The organism is Micrococcus cohnii (assembly GCF_014205175.1).
GTDB classification, from domain to species: Bacteria; Actinomycetota; Actinomycetes; order Actinomycetales; family Micrococcaceae; genus Micrococcus; species Micrococcus cohnii.
The window spans coordinates 2,255,856-2,275,595 of record NZ_JACHNA010000001.1 but is presented as its reverse complement, the minus strand read 5'-3'; the positions used below and the strand labels follow the sequence as shown (position 1 = coordinate 2,275,595).

Below are 19,740 nucleotides of genomic sequence, written 5' to 3'. Positions count from 1 at the left end.
CGCAAAACGGGCGTCCATGTCCACCCCGGTCAGCCTCTCGACTGCGGATTCATGCGGATGTCACCGTTCCGTAGCCCCCGTTCACCGCCTCATCCGCCAGGGCACTCTGACGTGATGTGCAGCACGCGCCGCCCTTGTCCTCCCCCGACCTCGATGCGGGGGTCAGTCCCGGTTCGCCGGCTGGAGCCAGAGCGTCGTCAGGGCGGGCAGATTCAGAACCACCGAGTGATCCTGTCCGTGTCGCGGCACCGCCTCGGCCCACACGGTGTCCGCCTCGGTCCCACGCTGACCCGCCCCCGCGTAGGCGGGATCATCCGTGTCCACGACGATGTTCCATGGCCCCGGCGCGGGGACCCCGATCCGCAGACCCTCTCTCGACACACCCGACAGGTGCGCCAGGCAGATCAGATCCGCCGTGTCCGTGTGCCCCTCAGCCGCGGTTTTCGGATCGGCATGACGCACGAACGCCAGCAGATTGTCCGCGGCGGCATCCGCCTCCAGCCACGTGAACCCCTCCGACGTGTGGTCCTGGCTCCACAGGGCCGCGGTCTTGCGGTACAGGTCGTTGAGCCGACGCACGGTGAGCTGCACCCCTCGGTGATCGTCGCTCCACGACGCTGACCAATCGAGCCCCGCGCCTTCCGACCATTCCGTGGGCTGCCCGAACTCGCCTCCCATGAAGAGCAGCTGTTTGCCCGGGTGCGCCCACATATAGGCCAGGTAGGCCCTCAACGTCGCCAGCTGCTGGGCGCGATCACCGGGGATCTTCGAGAGCAGGGACCCCTTCCCGTGCACCACCTCGTCATGGGACAACGGCAGCACATAGTTCTCCGAGTACGCGTAGACCATGGAGAAGGTCCACCGGCCGTGATGCCATGACCGGTTCACCGGGTCCTCGCTGAGATAGGCCAGCGTGTCGTGCATCCACCCCATGTTCCACTTCTTGCCGAAGCCCAGGCCGCCGACATCGACGGGGGCGCTCACGCCATCGAAGGCCGTGGACTCCTCCGCGATCATGTGGATTCCCGGGTGAAGCCGGTACGCCGTCGAGTTCACCTCCTGAAGGAACGCGATCGCCTCGAGGTTGTGGTTGCCGCCGTGCACGTTCGGCTCCCACTGTCCGTCCTCGCGCGAGTAGTCCAGGTACAGCATGGACGCGACCGCGTCCACGCGCAGTCCGTCGATGTGGAACTCCTCGAGCCAGTAGAGGGCGTTCGCCACCAAGAAGTTGCGCACCTCGTGGCGCCCGTAGTCGAAGACGTACGTACCCCAGTCCGGGTGCTCGCCTCGGCGCGGGTCCGGATGCTCGTACAGCGCGGTCCCGTCGAAGCGGCCCAGCGCGAACTCGTCCTTCGGGAAGTGCGCCGGCACCCAGTCCACGAGGACGCCGATGCCGGCCCGGTGCAGCGCGTCGACCAGGTGCTTGAACTCGTCGGGGTTGCCGAAGCGCGAGGTGGGGGCGTAGAAGCCCGTCACCTGATAGCCCCACGACCCTCCGAACGGGTGCTCAGCCACCGGGAGGAACTCCACGTGCGTGAAGCCCAGCCAGCTGACGTACTCCACCAGCTGCTCGGCCAGCTCGCGGTACCCGAGCCCGGGACGCCACGAACCCAAGTGCACCTCGTAGACACTCAGCGGTCGCTCGTGCGGGTCCGTCACGGCACGCTCGGCCATCCACGCCTGGTCCGCGAACTCGTAGGCGGAGTCCCACACCCGTGACGCCGTCGCGGGAGGCACCTCCGTCCACCGGGCGAGCGGATCGGCCTTCTGGCGCCAGTGGCCGTCCGCGCCGAGGATCTCGTACTTGTACCGTGCGCCATGGCCCACCGAGGGGATGAACAACTCCCACACTCCGGACGAGCCGAGCACCCGCATCGCGTGGAGGCGACCGTCCCAGCCGTTGTGGTCTCCGACGACGCGGACCGCCCGGGCGTTCGGTGCCCACACCGCGAACGAGGTGCCGGTCGGGCCGTCCTCGTCGTGCACGACGCGCGCACCCAGCGTCTCCCACAGGCGCTCGTGCCGGCCCTCGCCGATCAGGTGCAGGTCCAGCTCGCCCACGGTGGGCAGATGCCGATACGGGTCGTCGGCCACATGTTCGACGACGCGCTCGGTCTGGGCCTGCCGGGAGACGCTCTCACCGGCGTGGCCGTCATCGTGCTGCGGCGGCGCCACGTACGTCGCGCGCACCCGGTACACCGGATTCCCGCCCGTCTCGGCCGGACCGGCTCCGACGAACACACCGCCGAACTCGTGTTGCAGCTGGACCGGCTCCGCGCCGTCCTCAGGCACCACCGTGACGGTTCGGGCCAGCGGCCGCAGCACGCGGTAGGTGACCGCCTCGCCCCTCGGATGCGGATGCGCCCCGAGCACGTCGTGCGGGGCGTGATGGGCTCCCTGGGCCACCGCCGCAAGCGTCTGCCGGTCCACTGCGAGCGGCGCGGGCCGAGCCGGAGTCGGGGCGGAGTGCGGGGTGTTCATGAGCGGACCTTCGATTCGGGAGGGGACGGGAACGCGCGGGCGGCTCAACCGCGCACGACGCGCAGGACGTGGGCAGGCTCGTCGGTGGGATCCAGGCGCACGTAGGGCTGCGCGTCCCAGCGCCACCGCTGCCCGGTGATGAGGTCTTCGACCTCGAACCGGCCGTGGTGGTCGAGGTCCTGCGGTCGCAGGCACAGGGCCGCCGGATCGAGACGAAGCGTCGCCTCGGCGACACGGTGCGGGTCGCAGGTGACGACGACGAGGATCGTGTCGACAGCCTCGGTCGCCTCCAGTCCCTCAGAGCTCGCGTCGGTCACGCGCTCGGCCCGCGCATGCGTGCCTTCCGGTCGAGCGCGGCGGGACTTGGAGTAGACCAGAAGGTCCGGGTGGGTCGAGGCGTGCAGGGTCAGGTTCTGCAGGTCCTGCAGGGCCGGGTGCTGCGCACGGATCTCGTTGAGCCGACGCAGGTACGGCGCCAGCGACGCGCCGGCGGACTCCGCCGCCGCCCAGTCGCGTGGCCGGTACTCGTACTTCTCGTTGTCGATGTACTCCTCGGCGCCCGGGCGCGGGACATGCTCGAACAGCTCGAAGCCGGCGTAGACGCCCCACAGCGGGTTCGACGTCGCGGCGATCACCGCGCGGATCTTGAACGCGCCCGGCCCGCCGGTCTGCAGGTACGGCGTGAGGATGTCCGGGGTGTTCACGAAGAAGTTGGGGCGGTAGAAGCCCGCGGTGCGTGAGGTGACCTCCTCGAGGTATTCCTCGAGCTCCTCGCGGGTGTTCCGCCACGTGAAGTAGCCGTAGGACTGTTGGAAGCCGACCCGGCCCAGCGCGTGCATCATCGCCGGGCGGGTGAACGCCTCGGCCAGGAACACGACGCGCGGCTCCTCCTCGCGCACCCGGGCGATCAGCCACTCCCAGAACCAGAGGGGCTTGGTGTGCGGATTGTCGACGCGGAACACGTGCACCCCGCGCTCGACCCAGCCGAGCACGACCTCGAGCACGGCCTCGCTCAGGCCGTTCGGGTCGTTGTCAAAGTTCAGCGGGTAGATGTCCTGGTACTTCTTCGGCGGGTTCTCGGCATAGGCGATCGACCCGTCGACGCGGGTCGTGAACCACTCCGGGTGCTCCGCCACCCACGGGTGGTCCGGAGCGCACTGCAGGGCGAGGTCCAGGGCCACCTCGAGGTCCAGCTCATGGGCCCGGGCGACGAACCTCGCGAAGTCCTCAAGGGTGCCGAGGTCCGGGTGAACCGTGTCGTGCCCGCCCTCGGCCGCGCCGATGGCCCACGGGGAGCCGGGGTCCTGCAGGCCGGCCTGCAGCGTGTTGTTCGGACCCTTGCGGTGGGTCCGGCCGATCGGGTGGATCGGCGGCAGGTACACCACCTCGAACCCCATGGCCGCCACCGCGTCCAGGCGCTGCGCGGCAGTGCAGAACGTGCCGGAGACCCAGCGTCCGAGGGCCTCGTCGTAGCGGGCTCCCTCCGAACGCGGGAAGAACTCATACCAGGCGCCCCGGCCAGCCAGGCGCCGCTGCACGTCGAGGGGATACTCCTCGGAGCTGGAGACCAGCTCGCGGACCGGACGCGCGGCGAGCATCCGGTCGACGTCATCGGCCTCGAGCGCCTCGAGGCGACGGACCGGTTCGACGGTCTCGTCCGCCAGCGCACGAGACAGACGGGCGAACAGCTCCCGGTCCTCGGCAGAACGATTGTCGTCGGCGGCGGCGCGCGAGAACAGGGCGACGCCCTCGTCGAGCATGAGCTGCACGTCCATGCCCGCCGCCACCTTCACCTGCGCGGCGTGCCGCCACGTGCCGACCGGGTCCGACCAGCCCTCGACCACGAACGTGTGCAACCCGAGCTCGGCCGGGCGCAGCGTCGCAAGGAACTCGTCGAGGCCGGGACGGCCCGGCCGCATGTGCACCCGCTGCACTTCGGCGCCGTCGGGACCGAACAGGCGCACGGTGGCACCGAGGCCGTCATGCCCTTCCCGGAAGACAGTCGCCCGCACCGGGACGTCCTCGCCGACGACGGCTTTGGCCGGGAACCGGCCCTCCTGGACGACCGGCTGCACGTCCGTGACCGGGATGCGGCCGGTGATCGTGTCCGGCCGCGGGGCGGCGCTCACGGGGCGGTTCTCAGAGACGGCGAGGTTCTGCGGCGATTCCACGGGGCCGACGCTACCGCCCGGGCCGTGACGGGGGAACAGCGGGCGCGCCGGAGTCGGGGCCGCACTCACTCGGCGGCGCCGCGTCCCGTCCCGCGCTGCACCGCGATCTCATACAGGGAGATTCCCACGGCCATCGATGCGTTGAGCGACTCCATCGAGGAGCTGATCGGGATGGACACGATCTGCTGGCAGTGCTCGCGCACCAGTCGAGACAGACCTTTGCCCTCGGCGCCGACGACCAGCACGAGCGGCTCCGTCGCCAGCGGGAGACCGGGCAGGGAGACATCGCCTCCGCCGTCGAGGCCCAGCACGAAGTACCCCATGCGGTGCAGCTCGGCGAGCGTCGTGTTCAGGTTGCCCGCCTGCGCCACCGGGACCCGGGCCGCCGCACCCGCGGACGTGCGCCACGCGGTGGCCGTCATGCCGACCGAGCGGCGGGCGGGCACGATGACCCCATCGGCGTCGAAGGCCGAGCCGGAGCGAATGATGGCGCCGAGGTTGCGCGGATCCGTGATGCCGTCGAGGGCGATCAGCAGCGGGGCGGTGCGCATGTAGGCCTTGTCCCACTTCTCGAGGGCCTCGCGCGCCGTCTCCACCGCGTCGGCGTACTCGTAGGGCGGGATCTGCAGGACCAGCCCCTGGTGGACGGCCTCCCCCGAGAGGCGGTCCAGCTCGGGTTTGGTGTTCTCCAGCACCGGGACCCCCTGCTCGGCGCACAGGCGCAGCGCCTCACGGACGCGGTCGTCCATCTCGACGCGGACGGAGACGTGCAGGGACTTCGCCGGAATGCCGGCGCGCAGCGCCTCGACGACCGGATTGCGGCCGGAGACGGTCTCCTCGATCGATTTCGCCCGACGGTCGGCGCGGCTCGCGGGACGGGCCGCCCCGCCAGGGCGCTTCGCGGCGGAGCGCTCAGCCAGCTGCTTGGCGCGGTGCGCCTTGTGGTAGACGCGGTCCTCGGCCTTGGGCGTGGGGCCGCGGCCATGGAGGGCCTTGCGGCCCTGGCCGCCCGAGCCCTTCTGCGGGCCCTTCTTGCCCTTCGGCTTGCGGCTGCCGCCGGAGCGGGGTGCGATGGACATGGCGGGTACCTCAATCAGACTGCGGAGACGACCGCACCGGCGGGTGCGGAACGCCCTCCAGTCTAGGGCGCGCCGGTCCGCCCCACGACGGCACCGTTCAGCCGCGCAGGCTCCACGTCGCGCCGTCGGACCCGTCGGACACCTCGATGCCGGCGGCGGCGAGAGCGTCTCGAATGCGGTCGGCGCTCGCCCAGTCCTTCTCGGCGCGGGCCTGAGCGCGGGCCTCGAGCTGGGAACGGACGAGCGCGTCGAGGGCGGTGGTCTCGGGGCCGGTGCCCGCGGTGTTCGGCTCGGGCACATCGTCCAAGCCGAGGATCCGCGTCATCGCCGTCACCTCGCTCAGGCGTGCCCGCACGGTCTCGGCATCGCCGGCGGCCAGGGCCGAGTTGCCCGCGCGGACCGTCTCGTGGAGCACGGCGAGCGCCTGGGGGACGGCGAGGTCGTCCTCCATCGCCGCGCGGAACGCCGCCGGCGCGGCGTCGGCCAGCGGCCCGGTCGGCGTCTCGGTCGGCGTCTCGGGCTCTGCGTGGGCCGCTCTCGCCCGAGCCACGAAGCTCTCGACACGCTCGACCGCGGCGGCGGCCTCGTCGAGCGCCCCGGGACGATAATCCAGCTGCGAGCGGTAATGAGCCTGACCCAGGAAGTAGCGCACGGCCTTCGGTCGGGCCATGCCGAGCATCTGCTCGGGAGAGATGGTGTTGCCGACCGACTTGGACATCTTCTCGCCCTCGTAGGTGACCAGGCCGTTGTGGAGCCAGAAGCGGGCGAACGGGTCGCCGGCCGCCGTGGACTGCGCGAGCTCGTTCTCGTGGTGCGGGAAGCGCAGGTCGAGGCCGCCGCCGTGGATGTCGAACTCGGCGCCGAGGTACTTCGTGGACATGGCCGAGCACTCCAGATGCCAGCCCGGTCGGCCACGGCCCCATGGGGAGTCCCACGACGCCGTCGTCGGTTCCCCCTGCTTGGCGCCCTTCCACAGGGCGAAGTCGCGGGGGTCGCGCTTGCCGCGCGGGTCCGCGTCGGGGGCGTCCTGCATGTCCTCGACCCGCTGGCGGGTCAGCTCCCCGTAGCGCTCCCACGAGCGGACGTCGAAGTACACGTCCCCCGAGCCATCGGTGGCCGGGTACGCGTGGCCCCGCTCGATCAGGCGCTCGATCAGCGCGAACATCTCCGTGATGTGGCCGGTCGCGCGCGGCTCGTAGGTGGGGCGGCGCACACCCAGGGAGAGGTAGGCGGAGTCGAATGCCTTCTCGAAGCGATAGGCCAGGGCCCACCACTGTTCATCGGCAGGGTAGAGCGCGGAGGCCGCGAAGTCCTCGGCCTGCGACGCGACAGAGCGGTCGAGGATCTTGTCGTCGATGTCCGTGACGTTGCGCACCGAGGTGACCTTCAGTCCGGTCGCCTCGAGCCAGCGGATCAGGATGTCGAAGACGATCGCGCTGCGCACATGTCCGACGTGCGGCATGCCTTGCACCGTGGCGCCGCAGTAGTACACCGAGGCTTCCCCCTCCCGCAGAGGGACGAAGTCACGGATCTGGGCGGTCTGGGTGTCATAGAAACGCTGTGCCACGGTCTCCGATCCTATCGGTGCGCCGCCGGACGACGACGCGGGACGTCATGCGGCCCGAGCGCCCGTGATGTGCCCGGGCGACTCAACGCCGCGGCCACACCAGGGCCGTCGCGATCGCGGCGGCGCCCTCGCCGCGGCCGGTCAGGCCGAGACCGTCGGTGGTCGTGCCAGACACCGAGACCGGGGCGTCCGCGGCCTCGCCCAGGACGCGCTGCGCCTCGGCCCGGCGGGTGCCGATCTTGGGCCGGTTACCGACGACCTGCACCGCGATGTTGCCGATCTCGAACCCGGCCTCGCGCACGAGCCGCGCCGCCTCGGCCAGCAGCGTCGCCCCCGAGGCGCCCGCGAACTCGGGACGGCTCGTGCCGAAGTGCTGACCGAGGTCGCCGATGCCGGCCGCGCTGAACAGAGCGTCGCAGCAGGCATGCGCGGCCACGTCGGCGTCGGAGTGCCCCGCCAGAGCCGGCTCGCCGGGCCAATGTAGCCCCGCGACCCAGCAGCCGCGCTCGACGGCGGCGCGGTGCTCGTCCGTCAGCTCCGCGGTACCGGCCGCCGCCGGATCTGCGACCGCGTGCACGTCGACGCCCACGCCGGTGCGCGGCAACGGCAGGGCCCGGGCCGAGTCGGAGTCGAACGGTCTCTGGTGGGAGTCGGTCACGCAGTCCTCCTGCAGGTGGGTGGCCGCCAGGGACAGATCCAGCGGCGTGGTGATCTTGAAGGCGGCCTGAGCGCCGGCCACGAGAACGACGTCGTGCCCGGCTGCCTCCATGACCATCGCGTCGTCGGTGAGGGACGCTGCGTCGAGAGCCGGGTCCCGACGCACATGCTCGTGGGCGGCCAGCAACGCGGCCAGGTCGAAGCCTTGCGGTGTCTGCACGGCGCGCAGGCTCGTTCGATCCGGCGTCCCCGCGACGACCTCGGCGCCGTCACGGTCCTCGACGCGCTTGACGGTGTCCGTGACGCCCACAGCCGGAACGACGGCCGCTGCGCCGGCGGCCAGGGCATCGCGCACCCGCGCGAACACCTCGGCCGGGGCGAAGGGCCGCGCGGCGTCATGGACGAGCACCAGCGTCCGCCCCTGGGCCCCGGCGTCGTCCACGCGCTGCGACGCGACCGTCAGCCCCGCGCGGATCGAGTCCGCGCGTTCGGCACCGCCAGGCACGCACACGGCATTCCGCCCGTGCCGGGCCGCCCACCTGTCCACGACGGCCTCCGCCTCTGAGCGCGGCTCGGGCGCCGGCGGCACAAGCACCACGACGGCGTCCACGCCTGAGACCTGCGCGAGAGAGTCGAGGCAGTGCTCCAGCACGGTGCGGCCATCGGCCAGCGGCACCAGCGCCTTGGCCCTCCCCGCACCGAGACGGGTGCCGGATCCGGCCGCTGCGACCAGCACCGCGGTGCGCACGGGGCGGTCCGCCGAACTCGGCACGACGTCGACAACGCGACCTGGCCCTGCCTCCGGGCCGATCGACGAGGGGGTGTGCTGCATGCGCGAGCTCGCTCCTTCGAACATGATGAGGCCGCGGCCGAGCGCCCCGGCGGTCAGAACAGTGCAGCCGCCAGGGGCGGTGAAGCACGGGCCCGGACGCGCCTCGGCCCGCCGCGGAGCGTACCGGGGCGGGCCGAACGAAGCGCACGGGCGAGAGAGTCAGCCCTCGAGGGTCTTGTCCAGAATGCCCTCGGCCTCCTCCTCGGAGACCTTCTTCGCGAGCGCGAGCTCCGAGACCAGCACCTGGCGGGCCTTCGCGAGCATGCGCTTCTCACCGGCGGACAGGCCGCGATCGTGGTCGCGGCGCCACAGGTCACGCACGACCTCGGCCACCTTGTTCACGTCGCCGCTGGCCAGCTTCTCCAGATTCGCCTTGTACCGGCGCGACCAGTTGGTGGGCTCCTCGACGTGCTCTGCCTGCAGCACCTCGACCACGTGCTCGAGCCCCTCGGAGTCGACGACGTCCCGCACGCCGACCAGGTCCACGTTCTCCGCGGGGACCTCGATGGTCAGGTCCCCCTGCGCCACCTTGAGCTTGAGATACATCTTCTCTTCGCCCTTGACCGTGCGCATCTTGATCTCCTCGATGCGCGCGGCTCCGTGGTGGGGGTAAACGACGGTCTCTCCGACCTCAAAAACCATGTGATTGGCCCCTTTCGTGACACTCCACTCTACCACGGGGGCGTCATCCGGAGTGTCGGTTGCCACGGCCTGCGCGCCGCTGTGATAGTGCGTGGCCGACCCGACGGACGGCCCGCTCCCCGCCGGTGGGATAGGCTTGGTGACGAGAAAATGCGCACGCGCTCGCGTGCGCGCCCGTCGCACCGTTCTCTCGAGGAGCTCATCGTGAACACCGCCTCCACCCGGTCCGCACGCCTGCGCCGTCTGGGCGCCGGCTCCGTCGCCGCCGTCGCCCTGCTCGCGGCGACCGGCTGCAGCGCCGTCAGCCCGATCGCCACCGGCATCGAGTACTCCCCGAGCGACGGCATCGTGAAGGACGTCGACGGCATCGGCCTGCGCAATGTCGGCGTGGTCTCGACCGGCGAGGACGAGAAGGGCCGCGTCATCGGCTCGGTCTCCAACGCCACCCAGCAGGAGGCCGATGTGACCCTCGACTTCAGCGGCGGCTCCGCCGAGGTGACGGTCCCCGCCGGCGAGACCGTCTCCCTCGAGGAGGAGGAGCACATCCTCGACTCGACCGGCGCGGTCCCCGGCGCGATGATCGACGGCACCCTGAAGACCGGCTCCACCGAGACCGACCTCAAGGTCCCCGTACTCTCCCCGACCCAGGAGGAGTACCGGGACCTCGCCCCGGGCACGGTCGATGAGAAGGAATGGACGGGTCACCTCAAGGAGGAGACCCACCACTACGGCACCGAGGGTCACTGACCCCGGTCGGGTCGCGAGCGCGACCCCGCCCGCGACCCGCACACCGCGACGGCCGGCCGCCTTCCTCCCGAAGGCGACCGGCCGTCGCGGTCTCCGCTCCCGTCGGACCTGCCCCGCGCCGACGGGATCTCGATCACGGCTCGAACTTGTACCCCAGACCGCGCACCGTCACCAGGTAGCGCGGCGACGAGGGGTCCGGCTCGATCTTCGAGCGCAGCCGCTTGACGTGCACGTCGAGCGTCTTGGTGTCGCCCACGTAATCGGAGCCCCAGACCCGGTCGATCAGCTGCCCGCGCGTGAGCACGCGCCCGGAGTTGCGCAGCAGCATCTCCAGCAGCTCGAACTCCTTGAGCGGCAACGAGACCTGCTCGCCGTCAACCGACACCACGTGACGCTCGACGTCCATGCGCACCGGCCCGGCGGCGACGGTCGTGCTCACCAGCTCCTCCGGCTCGCCCTGGCGCCGCAGCACGGCGCGCACACGGGCCACGAGCTCCCGAGAGGAGTACGGCTTCGTCACGTAGTCGTCCGCGCCGATCTCCAGGCCCACGACCTTGTCGATCTCCGAGTCCTTCGCCGTGAGCATGATGACCGGCACGTTCGACTTCTGCCGGATGTGTCGGCACACCTCGGTGCCGGACATGCCCGGCAGCATCAGATCGAGCAGCACCAGATCGGCGCCTTCCCGCTCGAACCGCTCGAGCGCCTCACCACCGTCCTCGACGACGGAGACCTCGTACCCCTCCTTCGTGAGCAGGTAGGACAGCGGGTCGCTGAACGACTCCTCGTCCTCCACGATCAGAATGCGTGTCACGTGCTGTGCTCCTTCCGCTGGGCCGATGTGCCACGGTCCGCCGTCACGGCGCCGGGACGTCGGGTGGGGGTGTCGCCGCCGGGAGAGTCGGCGGAGGTCCGATGGTCCGTCTCGTCCTCCCACAGCGGGAGGCGGATGGTGAACGTGGATCCGCGGCCCGGCTGGGACCACACGGTCACCTCGCCGCCGTGGTTCGCCACCACGTGCTTGACGATGCTCAGCCCCAGACCGGTGCCACCGGTCTGACGAGAGCGGGCCGAGTCGACGCGGTAGAACCGCTCGAACACACGGTCCTGCTCGTCCGCGCCAATCCCGATGCCCTGGTCCGTCACGGTCACCTGGGCCAGGCCGTCGACCGAGCTGACCCCGACGCCGACCGTCGTCTTGTCCGGCGAATAGCGCACCGCGTTGTCCACGAGATTGCGCACCGCCGTCATCAGCTGATCGGCATCACCGTGCACGGGCCGGTCCACGTGACCACCCAGCTTCACGGTGATCCCCCGGGCCTCGGCCGTCAGCCGCACCCGATCCACGGCCTCAGCGGCCACACGGTTCATATCGACGGGGGCGCCCTCGTGAACGACGTCCTTGGACTGGAGCCGGGAGAGCTCGATGATGTCCTGGACCAGCGCTGACAGGCGCACCGATTCGACCTTCAGGCGTCCGGCGAAGCGTCGCACGGCGTCCTCGTCCTCGGCCGCGTCGTCGATCGTCTCCGAGAGCAGCGAGATCGCGCCGACCGGAGTCTTCAGCTCATGGGACACATTGACGACGAAGTCGTGACGCATCGCCTCGGTCCGGGTGATCTCGGTGCGGTCGTCGGCCAGGATCAGGATGTACTCGTCGTCCAGCGGCGCCACACGCAGACCCACGACGATCGCTCCCTGCCCGAGCGGGCCGCGCTGCAGCTCGTGGCGCCGCTCCATGGTGACGCCCTCGGCGCGCACGCGGGCGGTCAGCTCACGCACCTCGGCATGCACGAGCGTGTAGCCGCGGACCAGGCCCATCGCATAGGCCGAGGGGTTCGCCTTCACGACGCCGTCGACCGCGTCGACGACCGCGTAGGCACGGCCGATCACGGACAGCACCTCGGAGGCGCCGGAGGGCAGAGTGGGCTCGTCGATCGTCATGTCCACCGTGCGGCTGCGCTCGGACGCGCGGAAGGCCAGCATCGAGCCGACGCCCACGACGAGGCCGAAGGCCGCACACAGCAGGCCGAACAACACGGGATCCACGGCCCCTACAGTAATCGCTGACCGCACCCCGTCCCGTCCGCTCGAACGTTTCTCCCCCTCGTGCTCCGACGTTCAGACGGCGTTCACCTGCACCGGCGATAGTGATAGCTTGCCCGGGAAATCCCAGGTCAACGAGGACCGGAGGTCTTATCGCATGCGCGAGCAGTTCCAAGCCGACCTGAGTCGCCTAGGTCGCGACCTGGTCGATCTCGCCGAGCTCGTGCATCGGGCCATGGACGATGCTCGTCAGGCGCTGCGCACGGCCGACGTGCACCGAGCCGAACAGGTCATCTCGGAGGACGCCCGCATCGACCAGCTCCAGGAGCAACTCGACGAGCAGGCCATCCAGCTGCTGGCCCTGCAGTCCCCGATGGCCTCGGATCTGCGCACCGTCGTCGCGACCTTGCGGATGAGCTCCTCGCTTGAGCGGATGGGGGACCTCGCCCGGCACATCGCTCAGCTGACCCGGCTGCGGTACCCCGAACAGGTCGTGCCGGCCTCGGTGCAGCCGATCTTCGCCGCGATGAGCGCCGACGCCGTCGAGGCGGCCGCGCACGTGGTGCTGCTGCTTGAGAGCCATAATCTGTCCCATGCCGACCGCATCGACGAGGTGAACCGGCTCGTCAACGAGCACCACCTCTCGGTGTTCCGCGCCATCGCCGACCAGGGGTGGGGCGAGGCCGGCCCCACCACGACCGACATCACGCTCGCCTCCCGGTACCTGGAGCGCTTCACGGACCACGCGCTGTCCGTGAGCAGCAAGGTGCGGTACCTCGTCACCGGCGAATGGGCCTCGCACTCGAAGGAACCCTGAGCCGCGCCTCGGACGGATCCGCCGCACGCCGCGCCCCTCGCGGCACAACGGCGTCGGTCATCCACAACGACGGGCCGTCCTCGCGCACGAGGACGGCCCGTCGTCACGGATGTGAACGTCAGCGCGCGTTGCCCTGGGCCGCGACGGCGGCAGCGCCGGCCGCGGCGGCCTCCGGGTCCAGATACCGGCCGCCCGGGGTGACCGGGGTGAAGTCCTCGTCGAGCTCGTAGACCAGCGGGATGCCCGTCGGGATGTTCAGACCGGCGATCTGCTCGTCGGAGATGCCGTCGAGATGCTTGACCAGGGCGCGCAGCGAGTTGCCGTGCGCGGCGACCATGACCGTCTTGCCGGCCTTCAGGTCCGGGACGATCGACTCCTCCCAGTACGGCAGCAGACGGTCGATGACGTTCTTGAGCGCCTCGGTGCGCGGCGCCTGCTCGCCCAGGTCCGCGTAGCGCTCCTCGCCGGCCTGGGAGAACTCGGAGGAGTCCTCGAGCGCCGGCGGCGGGGTGTCGAAGGAGCGCCGCCAGACCATGAACTGTTCCTCGCCGAACTCCGCCTTCACCTCGGCCTTGTCCTTGCCCTGCAGCGCACCGTAGTGGCGCTCGTTCAGACGCCAGCTGCGCTTGACCGGGATCCACTGCCGGTCAGCCGCCTCGAGGGCCAGGTTCGCGGTGGTGATCGCGCGCTTGAGCAGAGAGGTGTGCAGCACATCCGGCGCGAGGCCCTCGTCCTTGAGGAGCTCGCCGCCGCGCGCGGCCTCCGCCCGTCCCTTGTCGGTGAGCGGGACGTCCACCCAGCCGGTGAACAGGTTTTTCTCGTTCCATTCGCTCTGACCGTGACGGAGCAGGACCAGGGTGTATGTGGTGTTCGCCATGGTCTCCATCCTACGGCGTGCCCGGCGCCCGAACGCCGGCGCGGCCACGCCTATCCTGACGCTCATGGTTCAGAAGGCCCGCCGCCTCGACGTCACGCGCGCAGCGCGGCGCCGCGGCCCGCAGGGGCACGTCACACGGGGCACCACGGCGGCCCACCGCATGCGGCGCGTCGACCGGTGGTTGCTCGACGTGCACGGCCCACGGCTGCGCGCGGCTGAGGGACCCGACGGAACGGCGGCCTGCCCGCTGGTGATCGACCTGGGCTTCGGGGCGCGGCCGACGACGGCGGTGGAACTGCACACGCGGGTCCGCTCGGTCGCCCCCGGCGCCCAGACCCTGGGCCTGGAGATCGATCCCGAGCGAGTCGCCCACGCCCGTCAGAGCGCCCCCGCAGCAGCGGGCCTGGACTGGGCCGTGGGAGGGTTCGAGGTCCCCGCGCCACGGTCCCCCACGGTGATCCGTGCGTTCAACGTGCTGCGACAGTACCGGGAGGAGGACGTCGCCACCGTCTGGGCCATGCTGAGCTCCCGTCTCGCACCCGGCGGGGTCGTCGTCGAGGGCACCTGCTCGGAGAACGGCCGCCGAGCCGCCTGGGTGCAGCTGGACGCCGGCGGCCCCGTGAGCCTGACGATCGCGGTCCACTTCGGCGACGTCGACCACCCCTCGGACGTCGCGGCACGACTGCCCAAGGCCCTCATCCACCGCAATGTGCCCGGCGAGCGCGTGCACGAGTTCCTCTCGGCCGCGGACTCGGCGTGGGCCCTGCACGGGCCGCTCGCCGCCTACGGCAAGCGCCAGCGGTGGATCGCGATGGCGCAGTCACTCAAGGACGCCGGCTGGCCCGTGCTCGGGCGCGTCCACCAGTGGCGACGCGGGGAGCTCTCGGTGGCCTGGTCCGCGGTCGCCCCAGGCGCGGGGAGCTCTGCCGATCAGCGGCGGTAGCCGCTGTACAGATTGAGCTGCTCACGAGGACCGGCCAGGTACACCGCGCTGATGCACAGAGCGATGATGCCGAGCATCCCCATGCCGGAGCGAAAGGCCACGCTGAAGGCGGCGACGGCCAGCGCGGCCACGTTCAGCAGGGTCCAGAAGTTCTTGTCGCGCAGCCCGGCGCGCACGAACAGCTCCGCCGGGCGGCGGACGCAGTCGATCGTGGCCCACAGCGCGAGGCCCGCACCCACGACAGCGAGGGCGATGAAGAGCCAGTACTCGACGGCCAGGGCCGGAAACAGAGCGAGGGAGCGCATGCCCACCAGTGTACGAAGCGCCCGCACGGTTCGACGCCCGTCGGCGTCTCGGCGCGGCCGATAGGCTGGGCCCGTGATCCAGGACGCCGCCTCGACCCCCGCCGCACCGCTGTTCCTCGCCGTCGAAGGCCCCGACGGGTCCGGCAAGTCGACCCAGGCCGCCGCGCTCGCCGACGCTCTGCGTGCACGCGGCGCCTCAGTCGTGCTCACGCGCGAGCCCGGCGGCACGGATCTGGGCGAGCGGATCCGTTCCCTCGTGCTCGATCCGGCGCACGCGCCCATCGACGCTCGCACCGAGGCACTGCTGTTCGCCGCGGCCCGCGCCGCGCACGCCGAGCGCGCGATCCGCCCCGCACTGGCCGCCGGATCGTGGGTGGTCAGCGACCGGTACGTCGACTCCTCGATCGTCTACCAGGGCCGCGGGCGCGGGCTCGGCCTCGAGCCGATCGCCACGCTCAACGACTGGGCCACCGGCTCCCTGCTGCCCGATCTGACCGTTGTGCTCGACGTCGCCGCGCGCACGGCCGAGGCCCGGCGTCGCACCAGGGAACAGGGGGCTGGGCACACGGCCGATCGCATGGAACAGGAGACGGCGAACCAGCATGAGCTGCTGCGCTCGGCCTTCCTCGAGCGCGCCGCGGCCGATCCCGAGCGCTACCTCGTGCTCGACGCGAGCCGGCCGACGCAGGAGCTGACCGATGCGGTGCTCGAGCGGGTGTGGCACGCATGAGCGCCCCGGTCTTCGACGAGCTCGTCGGCCAGGACGCGGTCGTCGAGCAGCTCGGCCGAGCGGCGGCCCAGGAGCGCCCCACCCATGCCTGGCTGTTCACGGGCCCGCCCGGCTCAGGACGGTCGACGGCGGCCCGGGCCTTCGCCGCGGCGCTGCAGTGCGAACACCCCTCACCGCAGGAGCGCGGCTGCGGCCGCTGCCACGCCTGCTCCACGACGCTCAGCGGCACGCACCCGGACGTCACGGTGCTGGCGACCGAGGCGGTCAGCTACAAGATCGAGGACGTGCGCGCGCTCGTCGAGGCCGCTCAGTCGCGCCCGGCCGCCGGACGGTGGCGGGTGTTCCTGATCGAGGACGCGGACCGCATGACCGAGCGCGCCACGAACGTGCTGCTCAAGGCGATCGAAGAGCCTCCCGAGAAGACGATCTGGATGCTCTGCACTCCCTCCCCCGCAGACGTGCTGCCGACGATCCGCTCACGCTGTCGCGCCGTGACCCTGCGCATCCCCGCCGTCGAGGACGTGGCGGCCCTGCTGCATCGCCGCGACGGTCTCGACGAGGCGACGGCCCTGACGACGGCGCGGGTCTCGCAGTCGCACATCGGCATGGCCCGACGACTGGCCCGCGATCCGGAGGCGCTCGCCCGTCGCGAGGAGATCCTCTCCCTGCCGATGGGCACGGCGGCCGTGTCGGATGCGATGGAGACCGCGACCCGGCTCGTCGACGTGGCCAAAGCCGAGGCCGAATCCTCCGCGCAGGCCCGCGACGCGGACGAGCTGGCGGCGTTGCGCCGTCAGCTGGGCATCGTCGACGGTGAACCAGTCCCGCCGAAACAGCGCCACCACGTCAAGCGCCTCGAGGAGGAACAGACCCGACGTCGGCGCCGCAGCGTGCACGACAGCCTCGACCGGGCCATGATCGACCTGATCGGCCTGTTCCGCGACGTCCTCACCGTGCAGACACGGGCGGGCGTGCCGCTGATCAACGAACACCGCCGGGCCGAGATCGAGCGGTACGCGGCCTCCTCCGCCGGCGACTCAAACGATGTGCTCGCCCGACTCGACGCGATCAGCACGGCCCGCGAGCGTCTCGCGGCCAACGTCCCCGAGCAGCTGGCCGTCGAAGCGATGATGCTGGCCCTGCTGCCCGCTCGGACCCGCCGTCCGCGCGACACACACGCCGGCCTCAGGCGCTGAGCCCCGCGACCAGAGGCGGCACGTCCGCGAGCCCGGGCACGACCGCGTCCGCGCCCGCACCCCGCAGGGTCGCCTCGTCGTCCTCGCCGGAGAGCACTCCCACCACGAGGCCGGCCCCGGCCCGCAGACCGGCCTGGACATCGGCCGTCGTGTCCCCCACGGTGACCACCGAGCGCACATCGTCCAGGTCGAGCGCCAGCAGGGCGGTGAGGATCATGTCCGGGTAGGGCACGCCGCGGCCCGCGTCGTCGGGGCAGAGACTGAGGTCCGCCAGGCCCATCCAGCCCAGCGAGTCCAGCAGCGTGTTCTGCGTGTGGCGGGCATACCCCGTCGTCAGGCACAGAGCCAACCCCTGATCACGCAGCGCCTGAAGCGCCTCCGATGCTCCCGGTTGCGGCGTCGCCCCGTGCTCGGCGACGAGAGCGTCGAGGTGCCGTTCGAACGCCTTGGTCGCCTCGGCCGCCTCGACCCGATCCGGGATGATCGCGCGGAACGCTGCGGTGCGCGAGGTCCGTCGGTGCAGCCGGAACGCGGCCTGGAACTCGGGCATGCGCGGATCGTCCTCGGCCACGCCGTGCTCCGCCAGGGCGCGGGCGAACGCCCGATCCTGCAGACCCGACTCCACGATCGACGTGCCGGACATGTCCACGACCGCCAGGCTCGGGCGCGTCGGGCCCCGGCTCGGTCGGGCTGCGGGCTCCGGGCGCGGCGCGTCCGTCGGGGCGGTGGGGGCGGGTGCGTGCTGCGGCATGGCCGACTCCTCTCCTGCTGGTGACCCTCACAGCCAACCCGAGCCACTTTGCGCCCGTGCATCCCCCAGATGAACGCGACACGAGGATTGACCGACCGGCGCCCGACCTGGGCGTTTTGCCTCCGACGACCACAAGCCGCTAGAGTTGCCAGCCGTGGCCGCAGGCGGCCGCGTGCCTCCTTAGCTCAGCTGGCCAGAGCAGCTCCCTCGTAAAGAGCAGGTCGCCGGTTCGAATCCGGCAGGAGGCTCGGCAGAGAGAACGGCCCCGCACCCAGGTGCGGGGCCGTTCTCGTGTCTGAGACCGTTCGCCTCTCCCGCTGCGCTCATGCGGGCCGGGGCGCGGAGCGCTCCGCCTGCGCGACGTGTTCGAGCGTGCGCTCGGCATGGCGGCCGACCGAGTCCAGACTCCCCTGGCCGAGGCGGAACATCGCCGCCGCCTGCGCCGTGGCGGCCAGCTCGTGGGCGGCGCGGGAGAGCTCCCGATGTGCATCCGCCGTCGAGGGCGGGATGTGCCCGCCCTCGCCGCTGGGATGCCGACGATGCAGCGCCGTGCACAGCGTGCGGACGCGGTCTCGGGCGTCGGCGAGCGCGTTGCCGGCGTGTACGAGCCCATTGAGCTCGTCCTCCCCCACGTTCCCCGCCTCCCGTGTGGCCTCGACGACCTGCCAGTAGCGGTCGAGCGCCCGCGCGTAACGGTCGTGGCCGCGGCGCCACAGGCCGAGCCCGAGCTCCCGGTCGTCGGCGCGGGACTGACGGAAGCGCGCGAACGGTCCCGCCATCACCGGGCACCGCCCGCACGCGGCCCCGAGTCAGCCCGGGCCGGGTCGGTCACGAGCAGCACTTTGCCGGTGCGCTCTGCCGAGTCGAAACGTTCGTGAGCTGCCGCGGCGTCGGCGAGCGCGAACCGCGCGCTCACCGCCAGGTCGATCCGCCCGTCGGCGACCAGCGGCAGCACGGCTTTGGCCGTCTGGGCGACGATCCGTGCCTTCTCCTCGCGCGGCCGGGACCGCAGCGTCGAGCCGGTGAGCCAGCCGCGCTTGGCCACGAGCCGCATCATGTTGAAGGAGTCGGCCTTCGCTCCTCCCTGCACCGCGATCGTGACGATGCGGCCCTCCGGGGCCAGGGCCGCCACGTTCTGGGCGAGGTAGGGCCCGCCCACGACGTCGAGCACCGCGTCCACGCCCGCGCCGTCGGTCAGCTGGCGCACCACGGAGGCGAAGTCCGGCTCGCCGTCCGCCGTGACCGCCCGGGTGTGATCGATCGTCGCCTCCGCGCCGAGGATCCGGGCGCGCTCGGCTTTCTCCGTCGAGCCGACCGTCGCGATGACGCGGGCACCGACCGCAGCCAGGTACTGCACCGCGAAGGAACCGATGCCGCCGGTCCCGCCGTGCACGAGGACGCGGTCACCGGGGCACACACAGGCACGATCACCCAGATTCGACCACACGGTGCACGCGACCTCGGGGAACGCCGCCGCCTCGACCAGGTCGACCTCGTCGGGCACACGCATCAGCTGCCCGAGCGGCACGGCCGCGTACTCGGCATAGCCGCCGCCGGCCAGCAGGGCGCACACGCGGTCCCCGAGGGCGAACACGGCCCGCGGGTCGGCCCCGGCGGCCTCGGGGTCGGTACCTGGGCCGTGTGCGACCACGATCCCGGACACCTCGAGGCCGAGGACCTCCGATTCCCCCGGTGGCGGAGGGTACGTCCCTGCCGCCTGCATGAGATCGGCTCGGTTGAGCCCGGCCGCGGCGACCCGCACGAGCACCTCGCCCGCCCCGGGCACGGGCACGGGTTCGGGTCCCACGCACAGGGAGGCCGGGCCGCCCTCACCCGTGGTGCGAACCGCGGTCATGGTCGTCGGGGTCTCACGCTCAGGAGCCGGGGTTGTGCTCATTC

The 19,740-nt window shown here is 71.5% G+C and carries 18 protein-coding genes and 1 tRNA gene; 6 read left to right on the top strand and 13 right to left on the bottom strand.

Annotated features, from left to right (window positions below; all coding sequences use genetic code 11):
• Positions 1 to 162: 162 nt before the first annotated feature.
• From glgB to HDA30_RS10325, 6 genes are all read right to left on the bottom strand, one after another.
• Positions 163 to 2,529, bottom strand: a complete 2,367-nt coding sequence (glgB, locus tag HDA30_RS10350; RefSeq protein WP_425488396.1) for a 1,4-alpha-glucan branching protein GlgB — start codon at positions 2,527 to 2,529, stop codon at positions 163 to 165.
• Entirely contained in the window at positions 2,526 to 4,610 is a 2,085-nt protein-coding gene (locus HDA30_RS10345) for a maltotransferase domain-containing protein (protein WP_184242516.1), read from the bottom strand. The genes glgB and HDA30_RS10345 overlap by 4 nt, the downstream gene beginning before the upstream one ends.
• 107 nt (positions 4,611 to 4,717) lie before the next feature.
• Positions 4,718 to 5,731, bottom strand: coding sequence for a 23S rRNA (guanosine(2251)-2'-O)-methyltransferase RlmB (rlmB, locus tag HDA30_RS10340; protein WP_184242202.1), 1,014 nt, complete (start codon positions 5,729 to 5,731; stop codon positions 4,718 to 4,720).
• Positions 5,732 to 5,828: 97 nt separating this feature from the next.
• Complete coding sequence (gene cysS, locus HDA30_RS10335) at positions 5,829 to 7,298, bottom strand: cysteine--tRNA ligase (RefSeq protein ID WP_184242200.1); 1,470 nt, start codon at positions 7,296 to 7,298, stop codon at positions 5,829 to 5,831.
• Positions 7,299 to 7,380: 82 nt separating this feature from the next.
• Positions 7,381 to 8,787 carry a 2-C-methyl-D-erythritol 4-phosphate cytidylyltransferase gene (gene ispD / locus HDA30_RS10330; RefSeq protein WP_184242198.1) on the bottom strand — a complete coding sequence of 469 codons (1,407 nt, stop codon included), beginning with the start codon at positions 8,785 to 8,787 and terminating at the stop codon, positions 7,381 to 7,383.
• 159 nt (positions 8,788 to 8,946) lie between these two features.
• Positions 8,947 to 9,429, bottom strand: a complete 483-nt coding sequence (locus HDA30_RS10325) for a CarD family transcriptional regulator (protein WP_158497118.1) — start codon at positions 9,427 to 9,429, stop codon at positions 8,947 to 8,949.
• Positions 9,430 to 9,633: 204 nt separating this feature from the next.
• On the opposite strand from HDA30_RS10325, the gene HDA30_RS10320 reads away from it, so the two are divergent.
• Complete coding sequence (locus tag HDA30_RS10320) at positions 9,634 to 10,176, top strand: hypothetical protein (RefSeq protein ID WP_184242196.1); 543 nt, start codon at positions 9,634 to 9,636, stop codon at positions 10,174 to 10,176.
• Between the two features lie 133 nt (positions 10,177 to 10,309).
• On the opposite strand, the gene HDA30_RS10315 is transcribed toward HDA30_RS10320, so the two are convergent.
• Both HDA30_RS10315 and HDA30_RS10310 read right to left on the bottom strand, forming a co-directional pair.
• Positions 10,310 to 10,990 (bottom strand): response regulator, encoded by a 681-nt coding sequence (locus HDA30_RS10315; RefSeq protein WP_184242194.1) that lies wholly within the window; start codon positions 10,988 to 10,990, stop codon positions 10,310 to 10,312.
• A complete protein-coding gene (locus tag HDA30_RS10310; protein WP_184242192.1) occupies positions 10,987 to 12,225 on the bottom strand; it encodes an ATP-binding protein in 1,239 nt (412 codons plus the stop codon). Before HDA30_RS10310 ends, HDA30_RS10315 begins: the two co-directional genes overlap by 4 nt.
• 154 nt (positions 12,226 to 12,379) lie before the next feature.
• Between HDA30_RS10310 and phoU the strand changes: the two genes are divergently transcribed.
• Positions 12,380 to 13,039 carry a phosphate signaling complex protein PhoU gene (gene phoU, locus HDA30_RS10305; RefSeq protein ID WP_184242190.1) on the top strand — a complete coding sequence of 220 codons (660 nt, stop codon included), beginning with the start codon at positions 12,380 to 12,382 and terminating at the stop codon, positions 13,037 to 13,039.
• A gap of 118 nt (positions 13,040 to 13,157) precedes the next feature.
• On the opposite strand, the gene HDA30_RS10300 is transcribed toward phoU, so the two are convergent.
• A complete protein-coding gene (locus HDA30_RS10300) occupies positions 13,158 to 13,916 on the bottom strand; it encodes a phosphoglyceromutase (RefSeq protein WP_158497123.1) in 759 nt (252 codons plus the stop codon).
• Between the two features lie 64 nt (positions 13,917 to 13,980).
• Here HDA30_RS10300 and HDA30_RS10295 point away from each other — a divergent pair, with 64 nt between their 5' ends.
• The gene (locus HDA30_RS10295; protein ID WP_184242188.1) at positions 13,981 to 14,859 is read left to right on the top strand and encodes a class I SAM-dependent methyltransferase; all 879 of its coding nucleotides are present in this window, start codon (positions 13,981 to 13,983) and stop codon (positions 14,857 to 14,859) included.
• On the opposite strand, the gene HDA30_RS10290 is transcribed toward HDA30_RS10295, so the two are convergent.
• Entirely contained in the window at positions 14,847 to 15,164 is a 318-nt protein-coding gene (locus tag HDA30_RS10290) for a DUF2516 family protein (protein ID WP_158497125.1), read from the bottom strand. The two genes, HDA30_RS10295 and HDA30_RS10290, sit on opposite strands and share 13 nt — an antisense overlap.
• Before the next feature lie 73 nt (positions 15,165 to 15,237).
• On the opposite strand from HDA30_RS10290, the gene tmk reads away from it, so the two are divergent.
• Positions 15,238 to 15,894, top strand: coding sequence for a dTMP kinase (gene tmk, locus HDA30_RS10285; RefSeq protein WP_343059357.1), 657 nt, complete (start codon positions 15,238 to 15,240; stop codon positions 15,892 to 15,894).
• The gene (locus tag HDA30_RS10280; RefSeq protein WP_184242186.1) at positions 15,891 to 17,090 is read left to right on the top strand and encodes a DNA polymerase III subunit delta'; all 1,200 of its coding nucleotides are present in this window, start codon (positions 15,891 to 15,893) and stop codon (positions 17,088 to 17,090) included. The genes tmk and HDA30_RS10280 overlap by 4 nt, the downstream gene beginning before the upstream one ends.
• On the opposite strand, the gene HDA30_RS10275 is transcribed toward HDA30_RS10280, so the two are convergent.
• On the bottom strand, positions 17,080 to 17,841 hold the full coding sequence (locus tag HDA30_RS10275) for an HAD-IA family hydrolase (protein ID WP_158497127.1): 762 nt from the start codon (positions 17,839 to 17,841) through the stop codon (positions 17,080 to 17,082). The genes HDA30_RS10280 and HDA30_RS10275 overlap by 11 nt on opposite strands.
• Before the next feature lie 174 nt (positions 17,842 to 18,015).
• Here HDA30_RS10275 and HDA30_RS10270 point away from each other — a divergent pair.
• A tRNA-Thr gene (locus HDA30_RS10270) sits at positions 18,016 to 18,089 on the top strand.
• Between the two features lie 75 nt (positions 18,090 to 18,164).
• Here HDA30_RS10270 and HDA30_RS10265 read toward each other — a convergent pair.
• Positions 18,165 to 18,620: a hypothetical protein gene (locus tag HDA30_RS10265; protein ID WP_158497128.1), complete on the bottom strand. Its 456-nt coding sequence runs from the start codon at positions 18,618 to 18,620 to the stop codon at positions 18,165 to 18,167.
• The gene (locus HDA30_RS10260; RefSeq protein WP_184242512.1) at positions 18,620 to 19,696 is read right to left on the bottom strand and encodes an NAD(P)H-quinone oxidoreductase; all 1,077 of its coding nucleotides are present in this window, start codon (positions 19,694 to 19,696) and stop codon (positions 18,620 to 18,622) included. Before HDA30_RS10260 ends, HDA30_RS10265 begins: the two co-directional genes overlap by 1 nt.
• Positions 19,697 to 19,740 lie beyond the last annotated feature (44 nt).